The sequence below is a fragment of the Desulfonispora thiosulfatigenes DSM 11270 genome (assembly GCF_900176035.1).
Taxonomy (GTDB): Bacteria; Bacillota; Peptococcia; order Peptococcales; family Desulfonisporaceae; genus Desulfonispora; species Desulfonispora thiosulfatigenes.
The window spans coordinates 91941-104308 of record NZ_FWWT01000017.1; the positions used below are offsets into that span (position 1 = coordinate 91941).

A 12368-nucleotide genomic window follows, 5' to 3' on the forward strand; every position below is an offset into this window, starting at 1 on the left:
AGAGGATTAATTTACCTTCTGCTTCTTTTTTGTTTTTGTTTTGATTCATTTATATTTTAATTTTAATTGGAGGCTAATTTTAAATGGATGAAAGATTAAATAAAAAGGCAATTTTATTTTTAATAATTATAATTACTATCTTTGTTTTTTGGTCAGGTGGAAAATATCATGAATGGAGAACGGCAAAGGATGACATTCAAATAGAAAATGAACTAGACGAAGAGGAATTAGAAGAAGATGAAATAAATGAAGACGATGCGAAGGATAATGAAACTAAAAGTTCTTATATTATGGTACATGTTTTCGGAGCAGTACATAAACCTGGTATATATGAACTGCCAGAAGGGGCAAGGGTTGAAGATGCTTTAAACTTAGCTCAGCCAACTGTAGAAGCTTTAATCGATAAATATTTAAATAGAGCTAAAATATTAGAAGATGAAGAGCCTATCTTTGTTCCAAGTGCGGCAGATATAATAGAAGATGAAAATTTAGAGTCCATGCCAGTTATGGCTGATGGTTTTAACCCTTTAAATACCGAAGGAAGGGGCACAACAAATAAGGATCAAATAAATATTAATAAAGCCTCAGCATCAGAGTTACAAAGCTTACCAGGAATAGGGCAAGTAAAAGCAGATGCTATTATTGAATACAGAAATAGCAATGGTAACTTTAAATCAATTGAAGAAATTACAAATGTTAAAGGAATAGGAGCGGCAACTTTAGAAAAATTAAAAGATAAGATTTCAGTGCGGTGAAATAATAGTCGTTCTGGAGGAAACAAATGAATGTTGAAAGAAAAATAGTGAATTTTACTTTAGTTTATATTGTGGGAATAATTGTAGGTTTTAATAATTTATATTTAGCCTGTACTTTAATTTTTTGCGGGATTTGTTTAAGTCTAGGAATGGTGAAAATTCACAAAAATTACCTTAAGGTAATTTTCATCTTATTGCCTTTAATTTTAGGTATTGTGATAGTCAATCTACATAATATTGTTGATGAAAGCTTAGCTCCTTGGGAAGGAGAAAACGTTGAAGTTACCGGGAAAATAAAACCTAAAATACTAAGTAATAATAGATATATAATTGAACTAGAAAAAATCAATAAGACAAAATTAAAAAATAAGCCACTTGTCTTAATCCAATTTAAGAAAGATTGTCCTGAATATTTTTCGTGGAATGATAAAGTTAAATTAAAGGGTAAATTAAATGGTTTAAAAGTAGCGACAAATCCGGGACAATTTTCAGAAAAGGATTATTGGAGTAAACAAAAGGTCTACCAGAAAATATATGTTTTAGAAAAAGGAGAAGTATTAAAGCAAGGTACAGGCTTTTTTGCGTACACCTTTAAATTTAGAGAAAAAGTAGCTAAAAAGATAGTAGATCTCTTTCCAGAAAAGCAAAGTGGGATAATTTTAGGTATAATTTTAGGAGATAAAAGCAATTTAGATGAGCATTATTATGACCTTTTTCAAAAATTAGGCATTGTCCATATTTTTGCAGTTTCAGGTCTACATGTAGGATATATTTTAGGGGCATATCTTTTATTAAGTAAGGTTTGTAAAATTTCACCAACATTCAATTTGTTTTTTGCAATAATACTTTTGTTTTTTTATAGTTTAATTACAGGTCTCAGCCCATCAGTTATAAGAGCTTCTTTAATGAGCATATTAGTGCTACTGGGGACTAATTTGCTTAAGTATAAGGACTTTTATACAATTATTGCAAGTAGTGCTTTAGTAATTTTAATTTTCAATCCTTTAGCTTTATTTACGATTAGTTTTCAATTATCTTTTATAACCGTGTGGGGACTAGTTTATTTTAGTCAAATTACCCGGGAAATATTTGTTCGTTTTCCGTCGAAAATAAGGGAAATATTGTCTATTTCTCTTGCGGCACAAATAGCTTCTTTGCCTATTGTAGTTTATTATTTTAATTTAATCTCATTTGTAGCACCATTAGTAAATGTTTTGATTGTTGGCATAGTATCTGTTCTTGTACCTTTATTATTGGCTACAATACTCATTTCTTTTGGATCAACTTTAGTAGTTAGTCCCTTAATCTTTTTCTGTAATGTATTATTAGATGGGATTATGCTGTTTAGCGATCTAATTATGAAGATATTTTCATCAGGCTATACATTTTTTCCAAGTCCCCCTCTTATAGGGATAATTTTATATTATTTTATTCTGATTTTAATTAGAGAACGAAAAACAATTTATCCTTATATACCTAAGAAAATTAGAATAATAACTAGTATTATTTTAGTAGTAATTTTGTTATTATTAACTATACCTATTAACCAGGAAATAAGGATGACATTCTTAGATGTAGGTCAAGGGGATAGCTGTGTCATCCAAACAAATCAAAACAAAAAAATTGTTATAGACGGGGGCCCAGATACTACTACTTTATTTAATTATTTAAAACATATTGGTACTAATAAAGTAGATTTAGTTGTATTATCTCATCCAGATTCTGACCATATTAATGGCTTGTTTAAAGTGTTAGAATCTATTAAAGTAAGTACTTTATTAGTACCTCCAGATGCGTATAACAATGAAGCTTTACAAGAACTAAAAAATATAGCTAAGAAAAAAGAAACTAAAATTATCGAAGGTAAACAAGGAATGAAACTAACTGTTGGAGGTCAAATTATATTAAAGATTATTGCTCCACATCCAAATAACTTAAGTGCACTAGATGTAAATAACGCTTCTATAGTTTTTATTTTCACTTATGGAAAGCAAGATATCCTATTTACCGGAGATGTTGAAAATAAAGGAATAGAAAAATTTGTTAATCAGCTAGATGAGGTAGAAGTAATTAAAGTGCCTCATCATGGAAGTAAAAGTTCAGATTCGGCTGAATTATATGATAATACAAATCCAAGTATGGCGATTATTTCTGCAGGTAGAAGTAACCAGTATAATCATCCGCATCAAGATATAGTGAAAAAACTCAAGAAAAGAAAAATAGAAACTTTTAGAACTGACAAAAACGGTGCTATTATTTTAAAGGTTAAAAAGGATAGACTTAAACCAACTACAACACTAGTTAATTAAAGCACCAAATTAGGAGGTAATATGTTTTGTATAAAATACTACGAAATTTATTTTTATGTCTGTTAATAATATTAATAGCCGATAAAGCTATAGCAGCTGCTCCCCCAGAAACAAATGGTAAATCCTATATTTTATATGATCCTAGTTCAAATCAAGTATTAGCAGGAAAGGATGTACATAGGAAACTATTTCCGGCCAGTACAACTAAAATTTTAACTGTAATAATTGCACTTGAAGAAGGAAAACTAAATGATAAAGTAACAATAGGTGCTAATCCTCCTAAAGCAGAAGGTTCAAAGGTTTATTTAAGAGAAGGTGACCAAGTGACCTTAGAACAACTTGTTAATGCTGCAATGGTTCATTCTGCAAATGATGCTGCGTTAGCTATCGCCGAACATATAGGTGGATCTGAAGAAAGTTTCATCAAAATGATGAATAAAAAAGCACAAGAGATTGGATGTAAAGAAAGTAGTTTTTGCAATCCCCATGGTTTAACAGATGATAAGCATTTAACCTCAGCTTATGATTTAGCCTTAATAGGTAAGTATGCGATGAAAAATCCTACCTTTAGAGAATTAGCAGGTAAAAAAACTTATAATTGGGTAGGAACAGAGTGGCAAAATAATCTTGTAAATATCAATAAACTATTATGGAAAATGCCAGATAGTACAGGAATGAAACCTGGATATACTTCGGAAGCTAAAAATACTTTAGTTGCTTCAGCAAAAAGAAATGGAAGAGAATTAATTTGTGTAATTTTAGGTGTTGAAACAGGTAATATTTATGATGAAGCTCAAGCTTTTCTGGAATATGGTTTTCAAAACTTTCATAGTATGAGTTTAATGGAAAAGGATAATACCGTAGCTTCAATTAAGTTTACTGATACTAAAAATGTAGAACTGCTAGCTGCAAGACCCTTTAATATTTCTATTCCTAGTGGAGAAGAATCTAAATTAGAAAGACAAGTAGTCCTACAAAAAACCAGTTTACCTGTTAAAAAGGGAGAAATTATAGGGGAATTAATTGTCTCTTTAAATGGACAAGAAAAAGACCGGATACCTTTAAAAGCAAAGGAAAGTGTAAAGGAACAATATAACCTTTTACAAGGATTTTTAAATGTTATTGCTGTAATATATTTACTGCAAATAGTTGTAAGAATGTACAGAATGTTTAGTAAAAAACGAAGAAGAGTTTATCGTTACTACAATTCAAAAAATTTATAAATATAGTTTTAAGGAGTAAATGATGGACTACCTAGGTTTTATGAATAGTTTAAAAAGAGAAGTAATTTCACCTTTATATATTTTTGAAGGAACTGAAAAATTATTAATGAATCAAATGATAACCAAAGTAAAAGAAAAATTCCTACCAGAAGAAGTTGAAGCGTTTAATTTTGACTATGTTGAAGGCGATAAAGTATCTTTAAAGCAAATAGTAGATTTAGCTAATACCATGCCGATAATGAGTGATAAACGGATTGTTGTTATTGAAAATCCACCTTTTATAATGACCGTTAAAAACAAAGAGGAGAAAGGTGAAGAAAAGTTTTTACTAGAATACTTAAAAAATCCTAATCTAAGTACGTGTTTAATTTTGAAAGTCATAGGAAAAGTAGATAAACGAAAAAAGATTTATAAAGAAATGCAGAGTATTGGACAGATTATTGATTTTCAAGGATTAAATAGAGAAAAAATGGAACAATGGATTTTGAATTATTTAAAACAAAGAAATGTGAAAATTGACGCAGAAGCTTTAAGCTATCTAATTATAGTTGGAGGAGAGGGACTAGAATTTCTTACTAATGAGTTAGACAAGATAATCTTATATGTACAAGATGAAAAAATAACTTTAGATGTTGTCCAAAATTTAGTTGCTAAAACTTCTGAAATCAATATCTTTCATTTGATTGATAATATTGCTAATAAACAAGGTAAAAAAGCTTTAGAACAATTAAATATTAGTCTTTCTATGGGAGAAGCACCTTTAAAATTAATTCATTTATTAGTAAGACAATTTAGAATGATAATTATAGCAAAGGACCTTTTGACCACTGGGTACTCTGAAAAACAAATCAGAGAAAAGTTAGAACAAGCTCCATTTATTGTTTCTAAGGTAATCGGACAAGGTCGGAAGTTTTCTATAGAGGAATTGATAATATCGCTTGAATACTTATTGGACACAGAAACTAAATTAAAATCAAGTGGAGGTTTAACTCGGGAGCTTATGGAAAATCTAGTGATAAAGCTATGTTACCAATAAAAAAAAGTCGCCAATGGCGACTTTTTTAGCCTGCAATTTTATTGAACATTTTTGTAAGACGGGATTTTTTATTAGCAGCATTGTTTTTATGAAGAAGACCTTTGGAAGCTGCTTTATCAATAACCTTAACTGCGTTAGTAAGGGTAGCCTTTGCCTCATCAATACTTTTAGCGTCTATAGCTTTTTCAAAATTTTTGATAGCTGTTTTTAATTTTGATTTAAACATTTTGTTTTTTAATGCACGCACTTGAGCTTTTTTAGCTCTTTTAATAGCTGACTTAATATTAGCCACAATCGTCACCTCCTTCAAAGCAGACCGGAAGCCTTTTAATTTAGAATACAATTTCAACAAATTTTATTTTATCATGCAAGTCCCTAAAATGCAATATTACATATTTATTATAATTTAGGGAAAGATAAAATGAAACAAAATAAAATAACTTTAATTTAGGAGGTTAAAATGATAAGTACAATTGTTAGATTTATTGTATCGGCTTTTGCAATTTTATTTACAAGTTGGTTATTACCTGGGGTAACTGTTAGTGGTTTTTGGGGTGCACTTATAGCTGCAGTTGTAATTGCAGGATTAGGATGGGGTGTAGAAAAACTATTAGGAGAACACGTTTCCCCCGCTAGTAGGGGTTTAACTGGATTTGTAACAGCGGCAGTAGTGATTTATGTAGCACAAATGATTATTCCAAATCAACTTTCAGTATCACTTATTGGCGCAATGTTAGCAGCATTTGTTATTGGAATAATAGATTATTTTGTCCCGACAGCAATAAGATAAGGAATAACCTCTTTCTTTAGTTCATATATATTTATTAATGGATCTAAAGGGAGGGGTTATATTGTTTTTTAGAACCCGTAAACTAATTTGGGGTAAATATCGGCATCGAAAAAATAGATATTATACAAAGATATTTTTAGCCTTTTTTTTGCTATTATTATTTTTAACGGCTGGTTCATTCTGGAAAAATGCTGATAGCATAGAAGTAAGTACAAATAATACTAAAGATTCTGTAAGTAATTATGAAAAGGTTGAAAAAATATTAAACTTCGTAGGTATGAATGAAAGTGAGTTACGAGATATATTAGGACAGGGATGCCCTTTATTTATAGATAATGAAAAAGAAGGATCTGTTACTTTACTTAATTATTTTTCTGATAAGTTTATAAACATTACAGAGATATCAAAAAGTGAACCTACTTCATATTTAAAATATCAATTAGCCTATCTTTCTAATGTAAGTCCGGTAGGAGTTCAAATGGTACATGGTGGTGAAGAAGACTTTTATTTAGAAACCCCACCTGAATTAGAAGAGTGGAATTTTGAAGTAAAAAAAGACATATTACAAGTATTTGACAAGGATTCTGTGATACTATTATACAATACACATAATGCTGAAAATTATAAGCCGGAAGCAGCTAAACTAGAAGGCCAAAATGCGGGAGTATTCAAAGTTGCACAAAGATTAAAACAAAAGCTTGAAGATGAATATGGTGCAAAAGTTGTTCAATCTGAAAATATTCATGATTATCCTGATTGGACTCGTTCATATATTGAATCTTTAAAAACTGCTCAACAGCTTTTAGGTGAAAATAAAAATGCAAGCATGATGTTTGATATACATAGAGATGCGGGATATAAAAGTAAAGATCCAACAACTATAAATATTAATGGAAAAAATGCGGCTAAAATTTTACTGGTGATAGCAACTGAACATGAGAATTGGAAGAAAAATCTAGCTTTTGCTCAACAATTAGAAAGTAAGAGTAATGAGCTTTATCCTGGTTTAATCCGAGATATTAGAATCAGGGATAATCGTAGATATAATCAACAACTACATCCACAAGCAGTACTCTTAGAATTTGGTTCGGATTTAAATACTTTAGATGAGGCCTTATATAGTGCGGAATTACTTGCAGATATTATAGCAAATGTTGTAAAAAAACCAGAGAATTAGTATAACCCCTAACAAGTGTGGTAACGCTATTACCATAACTATTTAGGGGGTTAATCATGACTATTAAAAACTATTTTTCGGTAACTATGATTACTATTATGTTTATTTTATTGATTATTCTAGGAAGTAATTTGTCAATTATTAGATTATCCCAAATTACAGGAAAAAACATTATACCACCTTTTTATATTGAAAATATGGGACAGGAGAAATTACAAATAAATATAATTGGAGAAAGTTATAATTTTACCCTCAGTAAAACTAATGATTTTATGGTTAATATTAAAATTTATATACAAAATTTTATAAGTACGGTAAAATTTATAATGATTCCTAGATTAGAGTACTTATTAACTTTATGGATTAAGGGTGTACAAAAGTTCTTAAGCGATTTTAACGGATATCTAAACATATTATTAAGATGAAAAAGGTGAATCAAATGGCTGAAAGTCAGCAAAAGGGAGTATTTAAGGCAGCAGGGTTACTTATGGTAGCCATGTTTTTATCACGTATATTTGGTTATGTCAGAGATGTAGTTATTTATACTAAATTTGGTCAAAACTATTTAACAGACGCTTATAATGCAGCATTTTCTATCCCGGATTTTTTATATTACTTATTAGTAGGTGGAGCATTGAGCTCTGCCTTTATCCCTGTCTTTTCAAGTTACATCGCAACGAAAAGAGAAGAAGATGGTTGGATAGTAGCAAGTACAGTGTTTAACCTAGTGCTAATCCTTATGACCATAGGTATTACAATTGGAATTATTTTCACACCACAGTTAATTAATATCTTAGTTCCAGGGTTTGATGCCAAAGGGTTAGCTTATACTGTATTACTTACAAGAATAATGTTTGCTCAAAGCTTTATTATGGCACTTAATGGAATAAGTCAAGGGATTTTACATTCTTACAAGCATTTTTTCTCCCCTGCACTAGGATCAGTTTTATATAACTTTAGTATTGTTATAGTAGGGGTATTATTATCTAAAAGATTTAGCATCATGGGTTTTTCAATTGGAGTAGTATTTGGTGCTTTTCTTAGTTTAGCGGTACAAATACCGGCACTTATAAAAGTAGGACTTAAATATAAACCAGTTATAGATTTAAAGCATCCAGGGGTAAAAAAGATTCTAGCACTTATTTTGCCTGTACTAATTGGATTATCAGTGACGCATGTTAATCTTTTTATTAATCAAAATTTAGCTTCAAGCCTGCCTTCTGGAATGATTTCAGCAATGCGAGCTGCCCAAAGAATAATGCAACTACCCGTTGGTATTTTTGGTGTAGCAGTAGCAGTAGCAGTTTTTCCAACCTTAACAGGACAAGCAGCTAATAAGCAAACTAAAGAGTTTAAAGATACTATGTCTTTAGGGGTTAGGACGATAATATTTATAACACTTCCTTCTGCTGTAGGTATAATTGCTCTAAGAATGCCTATAGTTAGGGCAATGTTTGAACAAGGACAATTTACAGAGGCAAACACTATAGCCACTACATATGCTTTATTCTTTTATTCTTTGGGACTTATTGGGTATTCTGCTCAGCAAGTATTAAATAGGGTTTTTTATGCTATTCAAGATACGAAAACTCCTGTAATCGCAGGTATTATCACTATACTTGTTAATATTGTGTTAAACTTTATTTTAATTAAGCCTTTAGCTCATGGAGGTTTAGCTCTAGCATATTCAATAGCAGGACTTGTAAACATGATATTATTATTATATTTATTAAGAGTGAAAATAGGAAAGATAGATGGGACCAAAATGCTTGTTTCATTTATGAAAACATTAATTGCTTCTTTGTTTATGGGGCTAATAGTGTATCTGGCGTCTATTTTTATGGAACATAGTTTAGATATGAGCTTAAAACTTAATCAAATTTTACAAGTTTTAATTTCTATTGGGATAGGTACAATTGTTTATATTATTGTTGCGAATTTAATGAAAATGGAGGAAGCAAATATGGCCTCTAAAATTATTATGAAACGTTTTAAAAAGAAAAGATAAGTCTTTTCTAGGAAGTAATAGTGAATTTTGTTATAATATCCTGTAATGCTATAGGTAATATGTAAGGGGGAAAATTTGTGAGGCAAGATCGTATAAGGAATTTTTGTATTATTGCACATATTGATCATGGAAAATCTACATTAGCGGATAGATTATTAGAATATACTGGTGCGTTATCACAAAGAGAAATGACAACGCAATTTCTAGACAATATGGACTTAGAAAAAGAAAGAGGCATTACGATTAAGCTACAAACAGTTAGGCTTAATTATAAAGCAAAAGATGGACAAGAATATGCCCTGAATTTAATAGATACTCCTGGTCATGTGGACTTTTCTTATGAGGTTTCTCGTAGTCTAGCTGCATGTGAAGGGGCTATTTTAGTAGTAGATGCCGCCCAGGGAATAGAAGCACAAACCTTAGCCAACGTTTACTTAGCCCTAGAAAGTGATTTAGAGATTATTCCTGTTATTAATAAAATAGATTTGCCAAGTGCTGAACCAGAACGAGTACGCCAAGAAATCGAAGATGTAATTGGAATAGATGCTAGCGAATCTATTCTTTGCTCAGCTAAGGCTGGTATAGGGATAGAAGATATTTTAGAATCTATTGTTGAAAAAATCCCAGCACCTATGGGAAATGAAAAAGAACCATTAAAAGCACTTATTTTTGATTCGAACTATGATAGCTATCGTGGTGCTATGTCATATATCCGAATTTTAGAAGGTACATTGAAAAAGGGTATGAAAATTCAAATGATGTCAACTGGTAAAAGTTTTGATGTTACTGATGTTGGGGTGTTTTCTCCTCAAATGACATTTTTAGAAGAACTAACTCCCGGAGAAGTTGGTTTTGTCGGAGCTAGTATTAAAAATGTAAAGGACACTCAAGTCGGAGATACTATAACAGATGCTAATAATCCAGCAACTGAACCTTTAGCTGGTTATCGTAAAGCAACATCTATGGTTTTTTGTGGATTATATCCTGTAGAAAATTCCGAGTATGTAAATTTAAGAGATGCCCTTGATAAACTACAATTAAATGATGCATCTTTAACCTTTGAAGCTGAAACTTCAATTGCATTAGGATTCGGATTTAGATGTGGGTTTTTAGGATTACTGCATATGGAAATAATTCAAGAGAGATTAGAAAGAGAATATGGTATTGAATTAGTAGTTACAGCTCCTAGTGTTATTTATAAAATAACTAAAACTAATGGAGAGGTAATCATGGTGGATAACCCTGCAAACTTACCAGCTCCCCAAGTTATAGATATTTTAGAAGAACCAATTGTTCAGTCTTCAATTATGGTTCCTAATGATTATGTGGGTGCAGTAATGGAGTTAGCCCAAGAGAAGAGGGGCATCTTCATAGACATGCAGTATTTAGCTGAAAATAGAGTTCAACTTAAATATGATTTACCATTAAATGAAATAGTTTATGACTTTTTCGACCAATTAAAAACAAGAACTAAAGGATATGCCTCTTTAGATTATGAAATGAAAGGCTATCTAGCATCTAACTTAGTTAAATTAGATGTTTTAGTTAATACAGAAGTAGTTGATGCACTTTCGTGTATTGTTCATAAAGATAAAGCATATGCCAGAGGCAAGGCTTTAGTAGCTAAATTAAGACAATTAATACCACGTCAAATGTTTGAAGTACCTATTCAAGCGGCTATTGGTAATAAGGTAATTGCTAGAGAAACAATAAAGGCTCTCAGAAAGAGTGTATTAGATAAATGTTATGGTGGAGATATAACTCGTAAAAGAAAGCTTCTTGAAAAACAAAAAGAAGGTAAAAAAAGAATGAAGCAAGTGGGTAATGTTGAGATACCACAAGAGGCATTTATGGCTGTATTAAGTCTAGAAGAATAGGATGTGAAGTTATGGCCAAATCTTTATATATTCATATCCCATTTTGCGAAAGTAAATGTAATTACTGTGATTTTTTAAGTTACCCTAGCTGTGACAATGAGATTAAAACAAGATATGTAAAAGCACTTGAAAAAGAAATAACACTTACAAACAATAAAAGTAGTACTCCACTAAAATCTGTTTTTTTTGGTGGAGGTACTCCTACTTCTCTATCAGGTAGTAGTTTTTGTACTTTAATGGATACCATAAAAAAAAATTATTATGTAAATCAGCAAACAGAGATAACTACAGAAGCAAATCCGGAAACAGTGGATTATACTAAACTATGTATGTTAAAAGACTCTGGAATAAATAGAGTATCTTTTGGAGTGCAAACCTTTGATGAGGAATTATTAAAGAGTATTGGAAGAATCCATTCAGCCAAAACTGTTTATAAAAGTTATGGTACTGCTAGAAAAGCAGGATTTTTAAATGTAAATTTAGATTTAATGTATGGTCTTCCTGAACAAAGTCTTAAAAAATGGGAGCATACATTATTAGAAACCTTAGCTTTAGAACCAGAACATATCTCGTTATACCAACTTAAAATCGAAGAAACAACCCCTCTAGGAAAAGAGCTACAAAAAGGAAAGATAGAAATATTTGATGATGAAATAGCCTTAGAAATGTATAAGATGGCAAGAGCTTATTTGGGGGAAAAAGGATATAAACAATATGAAATCTCAAATTTTGCAAAACCAGGCTATGAATGTAAGCACAATAAAACATATTGGTTAAATGAACCATATATTGGTATAGGACTAGGAGCATGTTCTTATAAATCCCCTACTAGAAAAATCAATGTAGGAGGATTAGAAGAATACTTAGAAAACCTAGAAAATAATCAATTACCTTTTTATGAAGAAGACATCCATGATAAGAAAATAGAAATGTCAGAAACTGTTTTTATGGGCTTAAGATTAACCGAAGGTGTTAGCTTAGACCAGTTTGAGAATAGATTTGGTGAAAAATTAGAAATTGTTTTTAAAAGGGCAATTAATAAATGCATAAGTCTAGGTTTAATAGAGCTAAACCCAGAAAGAATAAGGCTTACAGATAAAGGACTATATATTGGCAATTTAGTTTTTGAAGAATTTTTACTTAAATAAGTGAAGAATCATTGACATTTTCATAGGTTAATGATATTTTTTTAT

11 protein-coding genes are annotated in these 12368 nt (G+C 30.7%); 10 read left to right on the top strand and 1 reads right to left on the bottom strand.

What is annotated here, in order from left to right:
* Nucleotides 1-83 precede the first annotated feature (83 nt).
* The 4 genes from B8965_RS07120 to holA are packed head-to-tail and all read left to right on the top strand — an operon-like array spanning nucleotide 84 to nucleotide 5323.
* Complete coding sequence (locus B8965_RS07120) at nucleotides 84-755, top strand: helix-hairpin-helix domain-containing protein (protein WP_084053150.1); 672 nt, start codon at nucleotides 84-86, stop codon at nucleotides 753-755.
* A gap of 26 nt (nucleotides 756-781) precedes the next feature.
* Entirely contained in the window at nucleotides 782-3064 is a 2283-nt protein-coding gene (locus tag B8965_RS07125; protein ID WP_084053151.1) for a DNA internalization-related competence protein ComEC/Rec2, read from the top strand.
* A gap of 26 nt (nucleotides 3065-3090) precedes the next feature.
* Complete coding sequence (locus tag B8965_RS07130) at nucleotides 3091-4287, top strand: D-alanyl-D-alanine carboxypeptidase family protein (RefSeq protein ID WP_084053152.1); 1197 nt, start codon at nucleotides 3091-3093, stop codon at nucleotides 4285-4287.
* A gap of 22 nt (nucleotides 4288-4309) precedes the next feature.
* The gene (gene holA, locus B8965_RS07135; RefSeq protein WP_207651168.1) at nucleotides 4310-5323 is read left to right on the top strand and encodes a DNA polymerase III subunit delta; all 1014 of its coding nucleotides are present in this window, start codon (nucleotides 4310-4312) and stop codon (nucleotides 5321-5323) included.
* 25 nt (nucleotides 5324-5348) lie between these two features.
* Here holA and rpsT read toward each other — a convergent pair whose 3' ends face one another.
* Entirely contained in the window at nucleotides 5349-5615 is a 267-nt protein-coding gene (rpsT, locus tag B8965_RS07140; RefSeq protein WP_084053154.1) for a 30S ribosomal protein S20, read from the bottom strand.
* A gap of 168 nt (nucleotides 5616-5783) precedes the next feature.
* Between rpsT and B8965_RS07145 the strand changes: the two genes are divergently transcribed.
* The 6 genes from B8965_RS07145 to hemW all read left to right on the top strand — a co-directional run bounded on the left by B8965_RS07145 (nucleotide 5784) and on the right by hemW (nucleotide 12323).
* The gene (locus tag B8965_RS07145) at nucleotides 5784-6113 is read left to right on the top strand and encodes a phage holin family protein (protein WP_084053155.1); all 330 of its coding nucleotides are present in this window, start codon (nucleotides 5784-5786) and stop codon (nucleotides 6111-6113) included.
* 61 nt (nucleotides 6114-6174) lie between these two features.
* Nucleotides 6175-7290: a stage II sporulation protein P gene (gene spoIIP, locus B8965_RS07150; protein WP_159446305.1), complete on the top strand. Its 1116-nt coding sequence runs from the start codon at nucleotides 6175-6177 to the stop codon at nucleotides 7288-7290.
* Nucleotides 7291-7346: 56 nt separating this feature from the next.
* Nucleotides 7347-7715: a hypothetical protein gene (locus B8965_RS07155; protein ID WP_084053157.1), complete on the top strand. Its 369-nt coding sequence runs from the start codon at nucleotides 7347-7349 to the stop codon at nucleotides 7713-7715.
* Between the two features lie 14 nt (nucleotides 7716-7729).
* Nucleotides 7730-9298 (top strand): murein biosynthesis integral membrane protein MurJ, encoded by a 1569-nt coding sequence (gene murJ / locus B8965_RS07160; protein WP_084053158.1) that lies wholly within the window; start codon nucleotides 7730-7732, stop codon nucleotides 9296-9298.
* Between the two features lie 77 nt (nucleotides 9299-9375).
* A complete protein-coding gene (lepA, locus tag B8965_RS07165; RefSeq protein WP_084053159.1) occupies nucleotides 9376-11175 on the top strand; it encodes a translation elongation factor 4 in 1800 nt (599 codons plus the stop codon).
* Between the two features lie 11 nt (nucleotides 11176-11186).
* The gene (gene hemW / locus B8965_RS07170) at nucleotides 11187-12323 is read left to right on the top strand and encodes a radical SAM family heme chaperone HemW (RefSeq protein WP_084053160.1); all 1137 of its coding nucleotides are present in this window, start codon (nucleotides 11187-11189) and stop codon (nucleotides 12321-12323) included.
* Nucleotides 12324-12368: the final 45 nt, after the last annotated feature.